Consider the following 21,505-nt stretch of genomic DNA (forward strand, 5'->3'; position numbering starts at 1 on the left):
CCAAAAACAGCCAAATCACCAAAAACAAACGGAAAATCAAAAAACAAAACCACTCAGAAAGTATACAGAAAAGAAACAACCACGCAAAATGCTGCAAAACCAACGCCAACCAGCACCTTTTTTCATCCGACAGAAATCACCGAAACTTTTCAATCCCCATAGATACCTCTCCTCAAAAAAACCCGCTACGCTTCTGTCAACACAGGCTAAGCCCGAAATTCCGCTACGCTCCACTTCGGTTTAGCCCTCCTATGTTAGCTGTAGTGCTTGATTTAAAATTCAGAATATATATATTCACCAACATATCTTAGGTAGTCTTTTTGTATATTAATATAATTCTGAATTGTTTCACTTTTTACAAACTTAAAATTGTTTTGTTCCTGAGCAAGTTTAGATGTGATATCAATCATTTCTTCGTGCTTTGTCTTAAAGTCGTCTAATTTGAAGAGACCTGAGAATAGATAATTAAATTGAGTGAAATTTTCTAATTCACTCATTATGATTAACCAAACTGCGTTAGTTTGTTCACCAGTTTTTTCTTTTATCATATAAGTCAAAACCATTTGAGTAAATTTATTTTTGGCTTCATGAATTGAGAGTTTATCAAGTTCATATACATATAAATTTGTTTTTTGAACTAGGTTTTCGAATGCCGTTTGCCTCATTTGATTAAGGGTAATTCTTTTTTGTGTTTCAATTGCCTTGTCTGACTTAACGTCCTCATTTTTTGCTATTATATATGTCAGGAAAATAATTGCAACAGTTGAAAGCAATGTAAACAGTGGGTTTATTAATCCTCCAAGATAATCACCAAATTCATTATTTTTAAATGTCCCGCCTTTTTCAATATTTGAAATAAAATGACTCTTGAGTATAGATATCATTAGCCAATATGAAAATATTACTAAAACTAGAATTGCTATAATGATTAATATGTTCTTTGTTGTATTCTTCATTCTTTTGTCGTTTGTCTATGCATTACAGCTAATCGGGTCAGGCGGGGGAATTTCACCCCTACCTTCCCACAGAACTCCTGACGCGTCAGGACAGGCTGTGCGTGAGACTCTCACCCCGATACATCGGGGCTCTTCATACCAACAACCACTTAAAGGTAATGCGCTAGCTTCATTAGGTAGCGGTGGTTCTGCTTCTTTTCCATAAATCATCCCCTGAATAATCAAGGTTGTAAATGAAGGCGAAACATGGTATGCTCCCTCCCCTCATACCTCGCTCAAATGTCCTCCCGGACATTTGCCGTGCTCCACTCCCATTTACTCACTAAGAAATTACTCTAATCGGTGTTCGTGAATGCTATCGCATTTCAGGAGCTTCATCACTACTACGAATGAGTCTGCCCCCTACATCTCTTCCACATTCCCTGAAAGTCTGCTTCCTCTTTCGATTTTACAGAGCGATGTAGCGTTCACCCTGACTGCGTCAGGGCAGGCTTGCCACCAATGATCTACAGCGTTTCCCGATACTCGGGACAGGCTCTGCCAACTTTACCCCGGATGCAGTCTGGCCTCCAGATAGCTATCGGGATCCAATCGTCCGCCACACTTTTTCATAGTTATCCAGATAGCCCTCGGGATAACTACCCATTTTTCACATCGAGATTTGCTTTCTCGAGGCTTCGTCGTTGGTTCACCCCGAAAGCTTTCGGGGTTCAGCTCTACAGTACCCACCTACGGGAATCTTTGTTCCCGTTTTTCCTTAACCGCTCACCACACATTGGTTTCCCAGATATGCAGCGCAAGGTAGTTTGATGGCTGCCCCCTGACGCAGTCAGGGCATCGGAGGGCCTATCTATTGGTTGCCCAATAGTTCCTCCATCCATTTCAAAGCAATCAGCCCCAAGGGGCTGATTTAAGTCACACACGTGATTCAGCTTGGAGACGCCGGGCATTCGGAGTCGTTCTCTTCCTACTATCTCCTAGCTTCTTAAAGATACTGAATTTTCAATTTACTCCGTTCCGCCCGCTGGATCCAAGGTGATGTTGCGGAGAGTAATTATATTTTCAGGAGACTTAAATACTTACTTCTTTCATCTCTAAACTTCATTAAATTAACTTCTTCATAAGACCATAGTGATTCTGATTTAATATTTGTTTCAATCAAATTATTTTTTTGCCCAATTGCTGACAAGATATTTTTTATAAAAAACACACATTCGTCTGGACTCTGAACAATTTGCTTTTCAGAAAACCGAATTACAATCCAATTATGGCTAATGAAAAATTGATTTCTTGTACAATCTTTACTTCTATCATGATGAATTATTTCTCCAGATTCTAATGCATAGGGTTCATCTATTTCAATATCAACATACAGTCCTAATTCAGAACAAACTATAACAAAATCTGGCAAAAATGCTTTTTTCATTATTGGAGCGACATCAATTTTAACATCGGATTTGAAAGATATATAAAGATATTGTAGGAAAAAAAGCTCTGTTTTGCCTCTTCTAATATTATTTATTGGCTCTATATTTAATTGATTAAATGTAAGTCTTTTCTTCAATATTTTTTTTTGAATTTCCTCTCTTTCACTTTCAATTAAATCTTTAATCCTTTTTCTTTCTTTTTCAATTTCTATGTTGGCTTGTTTAAATAAAGCATTAACTGATTTTTTGTACTCGCTAAGCTTCAATAATCTTTCTTCGTCCGATCCTTCTAAAACGTCCTCTAAATGATATTGTATAATTTCATTTTTATTTTTTATTACATCATATAAAAAATAACTAATCGATGTGGTTAATACCAAAGTCAAATATGTACTCCAAAAGGAAATATTAAAAAAGTCTGAGATAGGTTTAATGAAATATCCTCCAATAGTTATGTATCCTATACATGCACAAACTGTAAAAAAAGCTAATACTCCAAAATTATCTAAATAGTCTATTTTAGATCTTACCTTAACCTCACGATGAAAAATAGGTTTTTTGGGAAGTCTCTTTGTTCCAAAATAAAAATCATACTTTTCTAATTCCTGATCACGAGATTCGTGGGTTAAATCATTTATTTCTTGAATACTTCGATGATTAACAATTTCCAACTTTGATTTGTTAAAATCCATATAGAGGTATTCTATCCGTTTGGAATGAGCTTTCTCTATCATTTCCGGAAAAATCACTCCATTTTCTTTACATAAGTCTGAAAAAGAAATATCCTTCCTTAAAAATGAGATTATTTCATCAGGTAACAGAACTAGAGGATAAATGGTATGTGGCTCTAATAAGTTATATTTCATTTCTACATTTGTTCTTGAACAATTTTTGTCAATAGAATTTCACCATATTCTGTTGTTAAAAAAAAGCCATTTTCAGTAATTTGTTTAATAAAGAATAGATCATTATTAACTCCTATTTCTAAGCAGTTAGTACACTCTTCACAGCTTAACACATAATTCACAATAAAATCACCATATATCTGTTTGTTTGGTAAAACTAGATTTGCTTGTGTTTTGTCCAGAAAAAATGTAATCTTAGGATTGGTACTTTTCCAAAATCCTAGGAAATCTTCTCTTTTAAAATCCTTAATATTTTTCATTCTATTTAAATTTATGGTTTTCGTTTGTATCCTTATTATTCTCCACAACTACCAGCTAACCTCACCCCATTGCGGTTAGCTACCTTTTACACCCGTACAAAAGCCGCATAAAGGCCATTCCAGGCACTTTTCTTGATTTCACGGCTATTCGAATGTAAGCGTTTGCAAACGGAATCATCCTGCAACCCCTTGATGACCAAAGGCAATTTGGGAAATCCCAAAAGCCAATCCGGGATACCACGGTTTCCGGTTTAGCTTTCTGTCATTTTTCTCCACTTCGCTGACCGGTAGCCTATTTTACCGAGGCACATCCTAAATGCCAAAACACCGGCTTTATCCAAGAAAAACTCGTTCTTAAAATTAAGGCTTTCTTCCATAGTAAAAAATACCCCGATCGGGGTATTTTTACAATGTATATTATACCGAAACCCTCCTATACAGACCCTAATCTCCTAAAGCCACCTTCTGCGCTTGAAAAAGTACAGCATGCCCAGCACGGCCACAAACATCAGCCCCATCACGATAAAATACCCGTAACGCCACCGCAACTCCGGCATGTAGTCGAAGTTCATCCCATAAACGCCCACGATAAAGGTAAGCGGAATAAACAACGTCGCGATGATTGTCAGCACCTTCATTACCTCGTTCATCTTGTTTGAGACGCTGTTCATGTATAGGTCCAGCAAACTCGTGGCGATATCCCGCAGCACCTCGATGTTTTCGATCACCTGTATGGTATGGTCATACAGATCCCGGATAAATACCCGGGTACCCTCGCTGACAAAAGGCTCCTCCATCTTCTCAAACCGGCCCACCACCTCCCGCAGCGGATACACCGACCTGCGCAGCAGAATGGTCTCCCGGCGTAGGATATGAAGGCGACCCAGCGCCGCCCGTGTGGGATTGTCCAGAAGCTCGGACTCCAACTCCTCGTAGTGCTCACCCAAAGTCTCCAATATGGGGTAGTAATTGTCCACCACCGCATCCAAAAGCGCATACAGCAAATAGTCCGCATACCGCTTACGAATTTGCCCCTTGGCTTCCCGCAGCCGCTTCCTCACCCCGTCAAATACATCCCCCTTGCGCTCCTGAAAGGTAAGCAGCAGGTTGCCCTTCAAGATAAAACTGAGCTGCTCATCCGTAGCTTCCCGGTTCGTCTCATCCATCATAAACATCCGCAACACCACATGCAGGTAGTCGGCATGTTCCTCCACCTTGGGCCGCTGCCCCACGCTGAGGATATCCTCCATGGTGAGCTTATGGATATCCAACCCCTGACAGATCCGCTCCACGGCATGCTCTTCGTGCAGGCCGTCCAGGTTGATCCAGGTCACCGGCCCGCCCAGTCGCAGCTCCGATATCACTTCCTCCAGAGTGCCGGGAAACGATTCTTCATACAAATCTGCGTCGTACCTCAGCACGGACATTTCCAGGCGTTCCATCTTCTGCTCCCCGGTGAAGAGTAACGTACCGGGAGCCAGCCCGGCCTTTAGTTTTCGCTTTTGTCTTTTCCTTGCCATGCAGTCCTCACTTACACCTATATCAGGGCTTAACTTTCCAGATCTTTTCGGATGTCTCCAGGTACAGAGGTAGCGCCGCTGAGCCGTACCAGGGATACAGCGAGGCCTTTAACAACCCCTCCGAAATGGCGGGATCGTCTGCCAGCCAAGTCCTTACCTCATCGGTATCTGCACTGTCAAAAATAAAGATCCCACGCATAGCGTCCCCATTTGGACCAAAGGGGCCAGCTACCAGCAGCTTACCCTCCTGGGCCAACCGGTTGATATTGGCCATGTGGCCGGCAAAGGCCGCAGCTACCACCGCCTGATCCTCCGGAGTATGCTCGCCAGTGGTCAAGAGCACAAAGGTGTACATCTTCATGCCATAATCGTCGGCACCGAGGGCTTTGGCAAGTGCCTCATCGTAGGCGCTGTTCTGCTGTTGCGCCTCCCCAAAAAATGGAAGCAACGCAAACACCAAAAAGAGCTGCAGGTGGATCGTTTTTCTCATAGATAAAGGCATAACCATGTAACAAGCTACCGCTGATGAAAAGCCTCTGACACAAACCCCAGGACATCGGGCAGCGAGGTTCGCCAGTAACCCCAGGTATGTCCTCCGTCTCGTATGCGGAACTCATGGGGCACCTCCTTTTTGCGCATGGCTATGTGCACCAAGCTATTGCCTTCGTACAAAAAGTCGTCGTCGCCGCAGTCAAAGTACCACCTGACAGACTTCATATCGTCCAACGAATTCAACTCGATCTGCCGCAACGCCTGATGCCGGTCGTAGTAGGCATCTAAGGATGCCGGATTTTTCACCGTGGTACCGCTGTTTTCCAAGGCCTGCCGGTATTCTTCTTTTGTCTGACTACGCAGCGCAGCACTCAGTGGGGCAGCAGACGAGAACATGTCCGGCCGGTGCATCGCATAAAAGAAGGAGCCTCCCCCTCCCATGGACAATCCTGCCACGGCGCGGTATCGCTTCTCCGACTTGATCCGATAAGTAGATTCAATAAATGGGATAAATTCCTCAAAGAAAAAATCCTCGTAGCGCCATTCGCCGTTCACGTCATTAAAGTAGCCCCTTCGCTCAGTATTGGCGTCCGGCATCACGATGATCATCGGCGTGGCAGTTCCTTCTTTTAGTGCCTTATCGGTAATGTGCTGTACCTCTCCAAATTGCACCCAACCGGTTTGGTCGTCTCCCCCACCGTGCAGCAGGTATAATACTGGATAACTGCGCTCGGAGTGCTCGTAGCCGGGAGGCAGGTATATGGCGTATTTGCGCTCCATCTGTAAGCGCTCACTTGGAAGGGTCAGGTTGTCATATACCCTGCTCTCCTGAGAAAGAGCCGGCAAAAAAGGCAAGACTGCAAAAAGCAATGCCGCGAGGCAACGTAGTTCGTTCATCGTTTTTGGGTTTAATGGATAATATAGGGTATCTCCTAAAAACCCAATATAGGAATATTTTTCTGCACGAACCATCCGACCGAAAAAATTGCCTGCTGTAGCTCGCAGGAAGCGCCACTTCCACAGGCAGTGCGTTTGGAAACACCCTAGGCTAAAGCAAAAAAAACCGGCCGATTGCTCGGCCGGGTCATTACATTTCATTACTTGATGAACAGCATCTCGCGGTATTTCACGAGTGGCCAGGATTCGTTGTCTACCAACAATTCCAGCTTGTCCACTGCATATCGGATTTTGTCAAAGTAAGCTTCCTTCACATCGGTGCTGTACAGCTTCGCCTTTTTAGCGATATCCTCTTCCTTGTTGATACGCTTTCTGGCTTCGATCATCTCACCTACGTTCAGTTTCAAAGACTCGATGTGCTTGCTCACCTGCTCGATGGTCTCGATTGCTGCGCGATGATCCAGTCCAAGTCCTTTGAGGCCATTGGCATTTTCGATCAGCTTGTTTTGATACTGAATCGCTGTTGGAATGATATGGTTAAGCGCCAAGTCACCCATTACCCTGGATTCAATCTGTACCCGCATGATGTAGTTTTCCAAGCGGATTTCGTGCCTTGCGTGAAGCTCTTTCTCGTTAAGAACCTTATGGCGCTTGTAGAGATCAGCGGTCTTCTTGGTTACCAAGGTATCCAAGGCAAACGGCGTGCTCTTCAGGTTGGATAGACCTCTTCGAGCAGCTTCTTCGGCCCACTCATCAGAGTAACCGTCTGCTTCGAAGCGTATATTCTTGCTCTCCTTGATGTATCTACGCAATACATCGACAATGGCAATCTTCTTCTCCTTACCTGCCTCCATCTCCTTGTCGATGTCGACTTTCATTTCCTTCAGTACATCCGCAACGATCACGTTCAGCGCTGTCATCGGGCCGGCAGAGTTGGCGCTTGATCCTACAGCGCGGAACTCGAACTTATTTCCGGTAAATGCGAACGGCGAAGTTCGGTTTCTATCGGTGTTGTCCAGTATGATTTCCGGGATTTTGGTAAGACCGAGCTTCATGTACATGTTGTCGCCTTTCTCGATTTTCACGTTTCCATTCTGCTCCAATTCGTCCAAAACGGAACTCAATGTAGAACCTAGGAATACGGAGATGATCGCAGGAGGCGCCTCGTTTGCACCAAGTCTGTAATCATTACTTGCAGAAGCAATACTGGCTCGAAGTAGGTCGGCATAGACGTACACCGCCTTGATAGTACCTACCAAGAAGCACAGGAACTGCAAATTCTCCCTAGCCGAATTGCTGGGCTGGAACAGGTTGACACCGGTATCGGTAATCAATGACCAGTTATTGTGCTTACCACTACCGTTAAGTCCGGCAAATGGCTTTTCGTGGAACAATACCTTGAATCCGTGCTTGTCCGCTACCTTCTCCATCAGGTCCATCAACAACAGGTTGTGATCACAAGCCTTGTTGATTTCTTCGAAAAGGGGAGCTACTTCGTACTGACCGGGTGCCACTTCGTTGTGGCGGGTAGACACCGGTATGCCCAGCTTCCAGGCTTCGATTTCGAAATCCTTCATGTACTCTTTTACCCGCTGAGCAATTGAACCGAAATAATGGTCGTCCAACTGCTGTCCACGGGCAGGATTGTGCCCATATACTGATCTGCCAGACATTACCAAGTCGGGTCGGGTAGCATAAAGTGCTTTATCGATTAGAAAATACTCCTGTTCCACACCCAGTGAAGGGGTCACCTTCTTCACATTTCTGTCAAAAAACTGGCAAATATCCACCGCGGCTTGGTTAATGGCCTCGGAAGAGCGGATCAGGGGTGTTTTGAAATCCAATGCTTCGCCTGTGTAGGAAACGAAGATGGTAGGAATGCAAAGGGTTTTGTCGTAGATAAATATGGGGGAACTAGGATCCCAAGCGGTATAACCTCGGGCTTCAAAGGTCGTACGAATACCTCCACTAGGGAAAGAGGACGCATCGGGTTCCTGCTGAACCAAAGCGGTCCCTTTGAATTTTTCCATTCCGGAGAGGGCATCGAAAAAGGTATCGTGCTTTTCAGCGGTGGAGCCTGTCAACGGTTGGAACCAGTGGGTATAGTGCGTAGCACCCTTGGCCATCGCCCAACTCTTCACTGCGGTGGCGACTTCTTCAGCCGTAGACATGTCAATTTTTGCTCCCTTTTCGATCGCACCGGCAACTCGCTGGTACACGGAAGGAGCCAATGCTTCTCGCATTTCTTTCAGACCAAATACCTGAGATCCGAAGTAATCAGAAATCTTTAAAGAGGGCGCTTCAGAGGTCACGTAGGACCTTTCCTGCACCTTCATAAGCGCTAATTGTCTTAATGTTGCCATCGTTGAAATTTGTGGTTTAAAATCGATACACAAAAGTAGAAAAATATCTCATAAAACAAGTTAGTTGGTGAAAATTCGAGGTGATTTTCTCCAAATTTACACTTTTTGCAAAAAAATACCGCCTAAAACCGAACCAACCCCCGTTTTTCGAGGGGGGTTTCCGAAAAATTGCGAAAATTGAAAACTTCGTCGAAATGCTTACCTTTGCAACCGGTTTATAAATCAATCTGTTTTGAAATCGAGCATGACGTTACCGTCACACTCTGGGATCACTGTCAACCATGCGAGATTCCATGTGACCTTTGAAAAATCAATTATAGACACATGAAATCGAGCACGACGCAAGCGACACACGGAGGAACGATTGTAATACGTGCGAGATTCCATCTGACCGCTAAAGAACAAATTATAAACAGATGAAAAGAGTCGCCTTCTATACGCTGGGTTGCAAATTAAATTACTCCGAGACCTCCACCATCAGCCGGATGTTTGAGCAAAAGGGGTATCTGAAGGTCGGATTCGAAGAAAACCCCGACATCTTTATCATAAACACCTGCTCGGTGACGGAAAATGCCGACAAAAAGTGTAAAAAGATCGTCAAAGAGGCAAAAAAGATATCCCCCCACTCCTACGTAACCATCATCGGCTGCTACGCCCAGTTAAAGCCGCAGGAAATTGCAGAAATAAAGGGGGTAGATGCCGTATTAGGCGCCGCAGAGAAGTTTAGACTGATCGAGCTGCTCGATGGCTTTGCGCATGCCCAGGAAACCAAGGTACTGGCCTCTGAAATCCACGAAGCGGATACTTTTCACGCCTCCCACAGCATGCATGACCGTACCCGGACCTTTTTGAAGGTACAGGACGGGTGCAACTATGGCTGCGCCTTTTGCACCATCCCTTTGGCAAGGGGAAAAAGCCGTAGCGACAGCATTGCCCAAGTCGTTGCCACCGCCCAGGCCATCGCTGACTCCACCGTCAAAGAGGTGGTATTGACAGGTGTGAATATCGGGGATTTCGGTATTCAGGAAGGAAAGCGCAAAGAACGACTGCTGGACCTGGTCAAAGCACTCGACGAGGTGGATGGCATCCCGCGGTTCCGGATTTCCTCGATCGAACCCAATCTATTGACGAATCAGATCATCGAATTCGTATCCCGTTCCAACCGTTTTGTGCCGCACTTCCACATTCCGCTGCAATCCGGCAGCAATACCATCTTACGAAAAATGGGACGGCGCTACCTTCGTGAACTGTACGAGGACCGTGTAGCGAAGATCAAACAACTGATGCCGCACTGCTGCATAGGCGTGGATGTAATTGTGGGCTTTCCGGGCGAAAGCGACGAACTGTTTCTGGAAACCTACCAGTTTTTGAACGAGCTCCCCATCTCCTACCTCCACGTCTTTACCTATTCCGAGCGGGCCAATACCCGTGCCATAGATATGGAGGACGTGGTGCCCATGAAAAAACGAAACGAGCGCTCGAAGATGCTGCGTATTCTTTCGGAAAAGAAAAAGCGGAAATTCTACGAAGAGAACCTGGGAAAAACCTGGAAAGTGCTCTTTGAAGAGGATATCGAAGATGGCATGATGCACGGATTTACCGAAAACTATGTGCGTGTTGCGGCCAAATACGATCCCTTACTGATCAATGAGATCAAAACCGTCACCCTTACCGAAATCAACAAAAGAGGTGTGGTCGACGTGGTAGAACCCGAAGTCGTATTCGAATGATTCCGCGCCTTTGGCGCTTGGGTGGTGTATTCGCAATCTTCCTTGGGCGTTGCCCAAGGCTAATGATTTTGCACCTTTGGTGCTTAAAGTCAAATAAGCACCAACGAAGCTACGGAAACTAGCATGGCCTTTGGGACTAGGGAACCATGCGGCCACCTCCACATTAGCACCAACGGTGCAGTAATCAATAACATGGCCTGCCAGGGCTATGTGCACCTGTCATCCGAATCCCAGTAAGCACCAAAGGTGCTACAATCAAATTCCGCCTTGTAGGTAATCCAGAGCCAGGTGACTTAAGGCTTTGACCCCTAGCACAAATCCACTCTCATCCAGGTAAAAATCCGGCGTGTGGTGCGCGGGCGCCTTTAAGGGATCCCCATCTGCCGGCATACCCCCCAAAAACACAAAAAGTCCTGGCTTGGCCTGCTGGTAAAAGCTAAAATCCTCTGCCCCCGTGATCAATTCATGTTCCACCAATCTTCCCGATCCCGTCACACGCTCCAAGGTGGGCAACATCTTTGCCGTCAGGCTTGGATCGTTGTAAGTGACCGGATACATTTTGCGGATGTTCACTTTTGCCTGCGCACCGGCACTTTGGGCAATGCCAGCGGCAATTTCAAAAATCCTCCGGTGAACCAACTCCTGTTGGGCCGCACTATAGGTACGGATCGTGCCGATCATAGCCACCTCTTCCGGAATGATATTGTGCCGAACCCCTCCGTGAATGGATCCAATGGTGACAATCGCCGGTATCTCGGTCACATTCACGCTTCGGCTTACGATAGTTTGTAGCCCAACCACGAGCTGAGATGCCGTCACAATGGGATCCACCGAAGACCAGGGGTAGGCCCCATGGGCCTGCTTGCCGATTACCTGTATTTCGAGATTGTCCACGGCGGCCATGGCCGGCCCGGATCGGTATTTGATCGTTCCTACAGGAGTCTGGGAATTGATGTGCAACCCGAAAATGGCGTCTACATCCTCCATCACCCCTTCTTCCACCATCTGTTTGGCGCCCCAGGTGTCCAGATCATCCATCCCTTCTTCTGCGGGTTGAAAGATAAACTTCACGGTACCCGGGAGCTCGTTGCGTATGGAGGCCAAGGTTTCCGCTACCCCCATCAATATGGCCACGTGGGAATCGTGGCCGCAGGCATGGGACACACCTACTTCCTGTCCATTGTAACTAGCCGTCTTGGTGGATTTAAATGGTACATCCACCCGCTCAGTCACCGGCAGGGCATCCATGTCCGCCCGCAAGGCGACCGTTGGGCCGGGCTTTCCTCCCTTGAGTACCCCTACCACACCCGTTACAGCCACCTGTTCGGTGACCTCAAAGCCCAGGGCTCTCAGGTGTCCCGCCACAATCGACGCCGTACGCAGCTCCTGATTACCCAATTCGGGGTGTTGGTGAAAATCCCGTCTCCAAGCAATCACCTGCGCTTCCAGGGCCTCGGCTTTTTGGTCGATCGCGGTCCCTAAGGCCTGCTGGGCCAGCGCCGGACGGACCCAATCGGCACTCGCTAGTAGCAGCACCTGCAATAAAAAAGTAAATCGGTATATACTCGTTCTCATAAAGCGTTGCATCTGTTTATGAGGAAAGTTACGTATTGATCCAGTAATTTCCTTCAACTATTTTACGTTTATTAAAGGATACTTTAATCTTTTATAAGTAATTTAGCAGGGAAAAATAGCTATACGAACGGAAACTGCATGCCCCCAATCTCTCAGCCCTTTCTTTTTCTTATTTTTTGTGCACTGATGCTCGCCGGATGCGGCGAGTGGCGGGAAGGAAATAAAGAGCAAGTAAAACCCCCTGTAAAAGACTACATCCGGGCTATTCCTGGTGAAGACGAGGAAGTACCCCTGGAGGCCATCCATCGGGGAGAGGTGTTGGTAGCCTATGCCAACTGCTACGAATGTCACAAGCGGGACAGCCGCTCCAAGGGACCGTCCTTTGCCGATGTCGCCAAACGCTACCCTCGGCGACAGGTGTACATTGACCTGCTGGCGCGGAAAATCATCTCTGGGGGCACCGGTTCCTGGGGTTACCCGGTGATGATTCCACACCCGGATGTGGCCTTTGAGGATGCCCAAGCCATGGCCACCTACGTGCTTTCGATCGACAAACGATAATGGACTCCCACTTGCGCGGAAGTACTGAAACCAGACGAACCGAAAAAGGCTCAAGGTGGCGCCAGTAGTCGCTTAGCCTTGAAGTTAAAAGATACCTGTTTCAAACATAATCGGATACAGCAAAAAAACTCTCACGCGACCAACTACCAAAGGCCGTCAATGTATGATCATCGGCCAACAAAACAGATACGCCCATACCAAATTAATTTTGGATAAAAACAGCTTATGAAATAATCAGCAGGTAAAATAACCATTTGACTGATGGAAAAATTGTAAAAAAGCGAAGCGACCGGTATTATATTCAAAAAAATATACTTCACGAACGACAAGATGCGGTAGCTAGCCTTCGCTGCTAAACCTGCCGTGATTTTTTAACAAAACTCGCTCTACCCGAAGGTTTACCTCAAAATGAGTCTTTAGGTACTGCCTAGGGGTAAGACCGGAGAAATCCTTGAAATCCTTGTGCAAGTGGGAGCCGTCGGTATACCCATGATCAACTACCAGCTCCAATAGATCAAACTTCTGTGCAGCATGCATGGCATTGATCAGTGCATTGAACCGCACGATGCGACAGAATAGCTTTGGCGAGATGCCCACTTGCTGCTTAAAGTGAATTTGAAAGGTTCGTTTCGATATGCGCGCTCCACATAGCATATTGTCGAGCGCAAATTGGCCTTTATTACGAACTATTTCATCGCATACGGAAGAGACATCTACGGACAGGTTGCGCTGCCCACCTTGGGCGAACCAATCCAACAACAAGGTATCTAGACGTTTGGCCCAATCGTTCGGACACTGGGTGGAAGTAAACAAAATCCCTAGTTGCTCTTTTAATCCATGCAACCCGAGCTGTTCCAAATCCACAATGTTGTCCGTCAGCTTGTCTGTAGGTTCTCCTAAAAAATGGAAAAGTCCGGTAGGCGTAAATACGATGATAAATGAACAAAATCGGCCCACACTGTAGGCATAACCCACCCGGCTCATCTGTCCAAAAAGGAGTGGAACACCTGCTTCAAAATAATGTCTATCCAAAGGGGTGGGATAGGCAAGATAATTCCCTTTGGATACTTCTATGGGGATCGTCAACGCCGCTGTACCCTTAGGCGAAAAAAACGGTCTATCGGGGGCCATGTAATCGTATTGGAACAACATGTACCCACTCACAAAGGGGCGCAAGGCAGGGAGTACCGGAAAAAAGCTTAGGTCATTCATGGTTAGTGAGTTGTCAATTTTTCATTGGCAAAACCAAAATACAGAATCGATCATTAAAATCCAATCACAAAAATCCACCGAACGATCAAATCGATCCTTGATTTGCTGGTAAAATGATCATCCAAAATAAACTCCGCCACGATCACTTCAAAAGACGGATCGCCGGACCCAATCGACCAACTGGCCCGAAGATTGATATCCATCCACCCAAAAACAATGACAAACCTATTGATTACCGTGAATAAGGTTTTAATCAATCAATCGTCCCATTCGAGTGCAGCCCCGGTTTTACACTACCAAAAAAATTGATGATCTATGACTTATAAAAAAAATTTATAATAACCATGAAAGGGTGGTTCGGAACCTTTTTGCTTGCCCTGCTGCTCGTTGATGGACTGGCGCAGACCATGGATACGGTATTTTTGGCCGGGCAAGCCCCTATTGTCGGAGAGCTTAGGAGAATCCGGTACGGCACCCTCCATTTCAAGGGCGAAAACCTCGGAAACCTAGAAATCGACCTAACCCATGTACAAACCATACGGGCCTACGGATATGGCTACCGAATTCAGACCGCTCAGCGCCAGTTTGTTGTTGGGGTCTTTATTCCCCACGGGGAACCGGGAAAAGTAACGGTATACGATGGCTTTGAAAACAGGGATTTTGAGGTCAGAAACCTCAACGAGGTACAGCTTATACATCAACGTTTTTTTCGAAGAATGGAAGGAAGGGCCGGGGCTGGGTACAGCTTCTCGCGCAGCAGCGAAATCGGTAGGTGGAACGGTGACTTTGTACTCGAATACGATACCGAACGGCTGGATGTAGATCTTCGCGGATCGGTAATTCTCACGCAAGAGGAAGGCAGGCTTAGCCGCGAACGGGAAAGCCTACAGCTTCTGGGCAACTATTACTTGAATCCTACCTGGTATGGCTTTGGCTTGGTAAATTACCAGCGAAACCTCCAACTCGGAATAAGCCGCCGCCTACAGCAGGGCCTAGGCATGGGTGTCCATTTGATCCAGCATAAGCGAGGGATTACCCGGTTACGCACCGGGGCGGTCATCAACCAGGAATTTAACCTGGAAGGCACTCGAAACAACAGCTTATATGAGTGGCCCATCATGCTGGACGTCACACTATTCAAACTAAAAAAACCCAAAATTCGATTTAACACGACCCAAACCCTATTTGTAGGATTAACCCAGTCAGGCAGGTACCGAAACGACGGCGACACCCGATTAAGCTGGACTGTGGTGAACAACTTGGATATAGGATTGAATTTCTACAACAACTACGACAACCAACCCCCCGTTGAAATGGGTGAAAATTTTGACTACGGGATGGTGATTTCCATCGGCTATACGTTCTAGCGTCCTAAACCACCGTTTCGGCTGATCTTAATTCCAAATGGAATTAAAGAGGAATCTATACGATGACGAATCTTATATCCACCCCTCGCTGATACTTCTGGCAACCAATTCGGCGGCCCTGGTACAGCCTGCTTTCCGGAAAATATTCTTTCGGTGTGACTTGACGGTTTCAGGACTGATAAAAAGTCGGCCAGCGATTTGCTTCGTGTCAATCCCTTCTGCAATCATTTTGATGATATCTATTTCCCTCTGGGAAAAATTATTGATCCCCAACGATTCAGTCTGCCTTTCATCAAAAATCGGCAAATTGAGATAAGAGGGCAGTCCATTTAGGCCAATAATTGAAAAGGTATAACTGTTTTTGGTGGTCAGATGGGAGATATTGGTATGGATGTTCAGTGCCTTGACAAAATTATTGTGCTCATCGGTAGTCAACACCAAAGATTGGTGATTGTACATGTCGTAGGCTCCAGTTGAATTTCTAAACCTGAAATTGTAGGAGAACTTGTAGGACTTTATGCTTTCCCAACCGACATGGGCCTGCATATAAGCCGATGCTCCTTCTTCTGCTTTGTTTACCAAGGACAAATCGTCCGGGTGCACCAGTGCCAAGATATCGTTTACCGTGTAGATCTCCTGGGGATTGACACCATGTGCCTGCGTAAATCCATTGCTAATGTGGGAAACACTGAAATCAAAAAAATCGATCAAATAATAGTAAAATGGGCCAGTCGCGAAAACCGTACTTACGATCTGATTAAAGTCTATTTCCGGCAATTCCGTCTGAACCCGCTCCTCTAACACCAAGCTTTCCCAAACCTGGTGCATTTTCTCAATTCCATCTCTCATGTTTCAATTATTATCCCCGCGCGTAACGTCTCCGCTAAATCCAAGACAAGCACTGTTTCTGGCGTCTTTCAATGAACCAAAGGCCAAAAAAATAAAATCCCCCCTATTTACCAAAACCTGCACCTACTGAAACTAGTCCACAAAAAAGCAAAAACCGGGAATATCATCCGTTAAAAACTAAATATAACGTTTAAAAAACAAATTCACTGATTTGAAAAAAAACCATTTTTTTTTTCAAATCAGTGAATTCAAAACAACAACAATCGCGAATGCAGAAATCAACTGTCAGTATTACGTTAAGGCAACCTCTTCCTGTCGCTTGGAGCCTACCTAGATCCCGGTGGCTTGCCCAAAATGCAACTTTTCCTCCTATTAAGGTTAAGGCATACTCTCTCCCACATAAACCAAGCTTACCTCCGAACCCACATATTGGTCATGGTAGCATCGGTTGTTTTCATACTTCCCGGAAAAGGCCTGCTTGCTTGGATCAAGATGATAAATCCGGAAACTTTCAGATAAACATCCCTCTGTAGAAATCGTAACCGAGATTTCCGTAGCTCCGTCAATTACATCCATATACGCGGCAAAAACCGTTGCTCTAAATCCAATAGGGTGAAACCACTTGTTTTCATTGGGGTCAAAATAGAGAACGTCACCTAACGAGTAGTTAAAATACGGTACATTGATGTGCAAAAGAATTTGCTCTCCCCACGCATAAGTGACCAGATAATATCCCTCTAATAAAGGAATGTCCGCCGTCGGTTCAATGTCAATTGACACCTCCGTCTCATGGGAAAAAACTCCATCATCGTACCTTACTTTTCCGGTGACCTTCCTTGGAAGTGTTTCTTCTTCTGCGCGGACTTTCAGCTTGACCGTGTGGTCTGATTCAACGACCGACACCACCTCCACATCGGCGGGAAAATCTACGAACGATATATATTGACTATTTCCCACGTCTTCCGCTTCAAAAGAGGTAGACGGCAAATCGTCAAAATCTTCCGTCAACAACTCGAACTCCGATTTGGGCTTGGAAAACCATTTGTAAAACCAATTGGATGTACTATTTAACACTGAATTGACTCCGCGAACAACCGACGTAAGTTTATTTCCGATCAATCGAAAGTTGTTTGCCGCTCTCGACAGGTATGGATTGGGGCTATCGACTTCCTGTAGGCTTAGCGACCTCACCCGGTTAATCACGATAAATCGTTGCTCGGATTGATTTTTGAAAGAGAAGCCGTTTCTCGACCCATTTGTACCCTGAATCATGGTTTCAAAAGGAAAGAAACATTCGTTTAACAGTTTGTTCTGAGCCGATCCGACCACTGTTTTGGTTGCATAGTAGGTCACGACCATGGCACCCATGGCAATCAGCATCGGCTTGCCCATTAAAGCCGTAAGAACTCCCGCCTTCGCACCGGCAGCCAGTATCCCCGGAATCGCATTTGCCAACATGACAGCCACACCGACAGTGGCAGTGATAATCCCCACATTCATCTGAAAGCAATCCTGGCCCTGATCCATGCTAATCCTAGCAGAGGGCGCGAAAACCCCAGAAAAACCCAATGAATTGGCTTGAAAAATTGATTTGTTTATCCACCAATTAAACTCCTGTGAAAATCGAAGAAAACGGCTAACTAGCAAAAAATCGAATCCGGCTAACAGCCGGAAAAGAACACACGCGCCCCCCCTTACTGAAAATCACTTTACAAAAGTATCCACTACCTATTTTTGGGTCAATCCCCCGTTTGGGGGATTTTTGAGTACCATTAACGAATAAAAAAACAGGCTACTAAACCAATCGGCCACCAAACGAAAAAAATTACTGAACCACCACCAAGGAACGCTTAATTACCTCTTCCAATCCCAAGCGCTCACTCCTATAACGCACCACCACCGGATAGGTCCCCACGGACAGCGGCTTACCATGCAATACCCCATCCCAAGTACAAACCGGCTCTGCCTCATTGGCTACGTTGTTTTTGCGATAAAAAATCAGCTCGCCCGTTCGTTGGTAGATAAATACCTCCACTTCATCTAAATCCGGATTGGCAAATACCCTGAAATCCCGCATTGCATCTCCGACAATCATGGCATCCGGCATTCGGATCAAGGTTTGGCAGGTCTCCAGCACTTCAAATTCGCCTCGCTGTTCGCATCCGAGTTCGCTCACAGCCATGAACTCGTAGTTTCCAGGCGCCGTAACCCGGTAGGTTTGCTCATCGGAGACCTCTACTCCATCCAAATACCAAGTGACTGCCGAAAAATTACCGGGCGACAGAGTGGGGAAAACACCGTCTTCCGTACAAATAAAATAGGAATCCTCCAAAGTAACCTCCTCCGACGCTACACGTTCTAGCTGCAGTTCTGCATCGCCTAACCTACAGCCGATAGGGTTTCGCACGACCACTTGGTACATCCCCGGATCCGCCACATCAATAGACTGCTCGTCATTGAATTCCAACAGCCAATCCCAATCCCCATTGGCATCCCTCACAAACCATTGAATGGCGGTCACCTCATTGGGATGAGCTACCTCCACCGTGAGCGTGGTAAAGGCGTCTTCGTCGCAAAAAGGTGTGGCCAAAAGTTCTACCTCCGTTGACCTTAACGGAACCACTACCTCAAAGGGAATGGGAGTTACCTCGCAGGCACTGCTGGCGCGTGGCTGAACTCCCAGTGAATAATTTCCGGGAGAAGGGGGAAAAAACTGGGTACTACGCCCGACAATGGTGCCATCCGCTGAAAACCAACGAATTATCACCTCATTGGCACTTCTACCAAACAACTCGGCGGTGTACATTTGTCTGCCTGAACAATCTATCTGCTGAAATACCGGTTCAAACTCCACCGGCTGGCTGACCTCCACTTCAAATGTCCGGGTGCGGGGACAATTGGTTGAGGCAGGATCTGCAGCCACCGCGGTCATCCGGTAGGTACCGCTCTGGTCAATAACAAATCCATCCCCAGTCGCCCCATTCACTTGCGATCCATCCGGCCGGGTCAGTGTATACATCAGCTCCTGAGAACTATCTGGTACCAGTTCGTAGGAAACACATACCCGAAGATCTGGCGGGACTGAAAAATTGACCTGCCCGGTTCCTTCCACCTCATACACCACCGCATTGGTGCTGTTGCAGTTGGCCCCGTCGCTTATTTCCACTTGGTAGGACCCTGCCGGTACGTCGATAGTCAGCTCCGTCTCCCCCGTAAAGGCACCGTTGTATTCCGTTCCACGGGCACTGATTACGCGGTACCGCCCAGATTGTACACTTCCCTCAAAATCTATCACCAATGAACCTAGGTTGATTCCGGTAGCGGAACAGGTCTGATTATTGGCTGTTACCGTAAATGGAATGGCTTCTTCTAAGTCCGAGTTTCCGATTTGTATGTTTCTGGTAAACGTGCAGTTGCCCACTCGGCCTGTCACAGAATAGATTCCGGGCGCTAGATTTTGAACCGTGCGGGTATCTCCGGATACTAGGTTGTTGAAGGTGCCTAGGCCATCCGATACCGCTATGGCGTCAAATGCGTCCATAGCCGCTATTTCAAAGGCGCCGTTGGCCACTTCACACCCATCGGAATCCTGCACTTTCGTCAGTGAAAAATCCCCGGCCCCTTCCTGCACCTCCAGATTAAACCGCTGCTCTACGGAGCACCCTGGCCGGTCGGGGTCGTCCACATTAAAAAAAACAGTATACAACCCTGGACCGTCCAAAGCGTTCGTATTCAGTTCCAACGCAAATGAATCCCCTAATGACGTAGTGGCCGTTTCTCCCTGCTTCTGATAAGCCCACCGGGCCAACACGGGAATATCGGGTGTATAGTTTACCGTTTGCCCCAAACAGGCTCTCTGTGTAGAAGCCCGTACCTGCACTTCTATGGACGGTCCAACAAAGGCACTGGCCGTTACCTCGCAGGCCTGCGAAATAACCCGTACGTAATGCCGGCCCGGCTGCGTGGCTGTAAACGTATTTCCCGTACCCAACACCTGACCAGGATTCCGGTACCACTCAAAGGAAAAGTTCGCAAAATTAGGTTCATTCGGATCAATCGCCGTAAGCTGCACAGGTTGATTGTCACAGAATACGTAATCTGGACGAAGCACAAATCTTGGGCCGCGCTCCACCCTCACCTGCTGCGAGGAACGGTAAAAGTTCTGGTCGCCATTGCGAATTACCTGCAAGCTGACTGTATAGGTTCCCGCGGAAGTAAAAGGAAACTCTATCTCCTGCCTATCCGCTCCTCCCGTTTGATAGTAGACTTCCTCCCCCGAAGCATCGGTAATGGACCACACGTACCTATCTATCGTGGGATCTCCTGCTCCGAAAAACGTTCCAAACACCGCCGAACTGGTCAAACAGGCCGATGACGGACCGATAAGCTCCGGATCTTGGTCGTACCGTTGCTCGATTGATTCGGGAATGCTCCAGAAAGAACGCCAATTTGTAACCAAAGATGTAAAGCCAAGGGAAAGAAAGATCGTTAAGAGACCGATACCAAATCCAAATTTCATGCAGCACGATTATTTCAACAGCCTAAACAAAATCTATACCCAAAGCGCAATCCCCATCGGTCGTGCAAAAAAATAACCCATTTAGAAAATCGATACGACCAATACACGAACATCGATTTTACCGCACGAAGACCCATTCATCCTCACTGCTGAGCGTGTCGGAGTACTCGTAGCGCTCTGCCTGAAACGTCTTCAATGCTTCCGGATTGGTCAACCGGTTTTTGATGGCAAAATCGGTCATCAATCCCCTAGCCTGCTTGGCAAAGAGCCCTATCACCTTGTAGGTCCCGTCTCTGTATTCTTTAAAAGTGGGTGTGATTACCTTGGCCTGTAAGGTACTTCGGTCAACCGCCTTAAAGTATTCCTGAGAAGCCAGATTTACGACTACCCCGTCTTCCGCCACCTCGTCTATGGCACGGGCAATCTTGCTGCCCCAAAAACTGTAAAGGTCTTTGCCTTTCTTATTCTTTAGCTTTACGCCCATCTCCAATCGGTAGGGCTGTATCAGATCCAATGGTTTTAACAAGCCATACAGCCCGGAAAGGATACGCAAATGACGCTGCGCAAACTCAAAATCTTCCGAAGAAAAGTTATCCACATCGATTTTGGTGTACACATCCCCCTTAAACGCCAGTAGCGCCTGCTTGGCATTCTCTACCGAAAAATCGTCCTCAAAGCGTTGGTAGCGCTCATGGTTCAGTGTGGCCAAATTATCACTTACGTGCATCAATTCCTTGATGTCCTTCGGCTTTTTCTTTTTCATAATCGATACCAATTCCTTGATTTCTCTTTTAAAATCCGGATTGGATCGCTGTTCAATAGGGCTCTCACTCAAGTCCAGCGTTTTGGCTGGCGAAATTAAAATCAACATA

17 protein-coding genes are annotated in these 21,505 nt (G+C 46.5%); 3 read left to right on the top strand and 14 right to left on the bottom strand.

Annotated features, from left to right (window positions below):
* Positions 1 to 272 precede the first annotated feature (272 nt).
* From JJU34_RS02790 to JJU34_RS02820, 7 genes are all read right to left on the bottom strand, one after another.
* Positions 273 to 956, bottom strand: coding sequence for a hypothetical protein (locus JJU34_RS02790; protein WP_228690801.1), 684 nt, complete (start codon positions 954 to 956; stop codon positions 273 to 275).
* 1,054 nt (positions 957 to 2,010) lie between these two features.
* Positions 2,011 to 3,249 (bottom strand): hypothetical protein, encoded by a 1,239-nt coding sequence (locus tag JJU34_RS02795; RefSeq protein WP_228690802.1) that lies wholly within the window; start codon positions 3,247 to 3,249, stop codon positions 2,011 to 2,013.
* Between the two features lie 2 nt (positions 3,250 to 3,251).
* Positions 3,252 to 3,548, bottom strand: a complete 297-nt coding sequence (locus tag JJU34_RS02800; protein WP_228690803.1) for a hypothetical protein — start codon at positions 3,546 to 3,548, stop codon at positions 3,252 to 3,254.
* A gap of 452 nt (positions 3,549 to 4,000) precedes the next feature.
* Positions 4,001 to 5,068 (bottom strand): magnesium/cobalt transporter CorA, encoded by a 1,068-nt coding sequence (corA, locus tag JJU34_RS02805; protein WP_228690804.1) that lies wholly within the window; start codon positions 5,066 to 5,068, stop codon positions 4,001 to 4,003.
* Between the two features lie 22 nt (positions 5,069 to 5,090).
* Positions 5,091 to 5,558 carry a YciI family protein gene (locus JJU34_RS02810; RefSeq protein WP_228690805.1) on the bottom strand — a complete coding sequence of 156 codons (468 nt, stop codon included), beginning with the start codon at positions 5,556 to 5,558 and terminating at the stop codon, positions 5,091 to 5,093.
* A 26-nt stretch (positions 5,559 to 5,584) separates the two neighbouring features.
* A complete protein-coding gene (locus JJU34_RS02815; protein WP_228690806.1) occupies positions 5,585 to 6,457 on the bottom strand; it encodes an alpha/beta hydrolase-fold protein in 873 nt (290 codons plus the stop codon).
* A 200-nt stretch (positions 6,458 to 6,657) separates the two neighbouring features.
* A complete protein-coding gene (locus tag JJU34_RS02820; protein WP_228690807.1) occupies positions 6,658 to 8,820 on the bottom strand; it encodes a glutamine synthetase III in 2,163 nt (720 codons plus the stop codon).
* Between the two features lie 416 nt (positions 8,821 to 9,236).
* Here JJU34_RS02820 and mtaB point away from each other — a divergent pair, with 416 nt between their 5' ends.
* Complete coding sequence (gene mtaB, locus JJU34_RS02825; protein WP_228690808.1) at positions 9,237 to 10,550, top strand: tRNA (N(6)-L-threonylcarbamoyladenosine(37)-C(2))-methylthiotransferase MtaB; 1,314 nt, start codon at positions 9,237 to 9,239, stop codon at positions 10,548 to 10,550.
* Between the two features lie 255 nt (positions 10,551 to 10,805).
* Here mtaB and JJU34_RS02830 read toward each other — a convergent pair whose 3' ends face one another.
* On the bottom strand, positions 10,806 to 12,125 hold the full coding sequence (locus JJU34_RS02830) for an amidohydrolase (protein WP_228690809.1): 1,320 nt from the start codon (positions 12,123 to 12,125) through the stop codon (positions 10,806 to 10,808).
* A 138-nt stretch (positions 12,126 to 12,263) separates the two neighbouring features.
* On the opposite strand from JJU34_RS02830, the gene JJU34_RS02835 reads away from it, so the two are divergent.
* A complete protein-coding gene (locus JJU34_RS02835; RefSeq protein ID WP_228690810.1) occupies positions 12,264 to 12,686 on the top strand; it encodes a c-type cytochrome in 423 nt (140 codons plus the stop codon).
* Positions 12,687 to 13,025: 339 nt separating this feature from the next.
* On the opposite strand, the gene JJU34_RS02840 is transcribed toward JJU34_RS02835, so the two are convergent.
* Both JJU34_RS02840 and JJU34_RS02845 read right to left on the bottom strand, forming a co-directional pair.
* Positions 13,026 to 13,898, bottom strand: coding sequence for a helix-turn-helix domain-containing protein (locus JJU34_RS02840; RefSeq protein ID WP_228690811.1), 873 nt, complete (start codon positions 13,896 to 13,898; stop codon positions 13,026 to 13,028).
* Between the two features lie 53 nt (positions 13,899 to 13,951).
* Positions 13,952 to 14,155 carry a hypothetical protein gene (locus tag JJU34_RS02845; protein WP_228690812.1) on the bottom strand — a complete coding sequence of 68 codons (204 nt, stop codon included), beginning with the start codon at positions 14,153 to 14,155 and terminating at the stop codon, positions 13,952 to 13,954.
* A gap of 87 nt (positions 14,156 to 14,242) precedes the next feature.
* Here JJU34_RS02845 and JJU34_RS02850 point away from each other — a divergent pair, with 87 nt between their 5' ends.
* Positions 14,243 to 15,265, top strand: coding sequence for a DUF481 domain-containing protein (locus JJU34_RS02850; RefSeq protein ID WP_228690814.1), 1,023 nt, complete (start codon positions 14,243 to 14,245; stop codon positions 15,263 to 15,265).
* A 72-nt stretch (positions 15,266 to 15,337) separates the two neighbouring features.
* On the opposite strand, the gene JJU34_RS02855 is transcribed toward JJU34_RS02850, so the two are convergent.
* From JJU34_RS02855 to yaaA, 4 genes are all read right to left on the bottom strand, one after another.
* Positions 15,338 to 16,114 carry a LuxR C-terminal-related transcriptional regulator gene (locus JJU34_RS02855; RefSeq protein ID WP_228690815.1) on the bottom strand — a complete coding sequence of 259 codons (777 nt, stop codon included), beginning with the start codon at positions 16,112 to 16,114 and terminating at the stop codon, positions 15,338 to 15,340.
* Between the two features lie 378 nt (positions 16,115 to 16,492).
* The gene (locus JJU34_RS02860; RefSeq protein ID WP_228690816.1) at positions 16,493 to 17,641 is read right to left on the bottom strand and encodes a hypothetical protein; all 1,149 of its coding nucleotides are present in this window, start codon (positions 17,639 to 17,641) and stop codon (positions 16,493 to 16,495) included.
* A 298-nt stretch (positions 17,642 to 17,939) separates the two neighbouring features.
* Entirely contained in the window at positions 17,940 to 20,633 is a 2,694-nt protein-coding gene (locus JJU34_RS02865; protein WP_228690818.1) for a gliding motility-associated C-terminal domain-containing protein, read from the bottom strand.
* Between the two features lie 118 nt (positions 20,634 to 20,751).
* Complete coding sequence (gene yaaA / locus JJU34_RS02870; RefSeq protein WP_228690820.1) at positions 20,752 to 21,504, bottom strand: peroxide stress protein YaaA; 753 nt, start codon at positions 21,502 to 21,504, stop codon at positions 20,752 to 20,754.
* Position 21,505 lies beyond the last annotated feature (1 nt).

Source organism: Lunatimonas sp. (genome assembly GCF_020832325.1).
GTDB lineage: Bacteria > Bacteroidota > Bacteroidia > Cytophagales > Cyclobacteriaceae > Lunatimonas.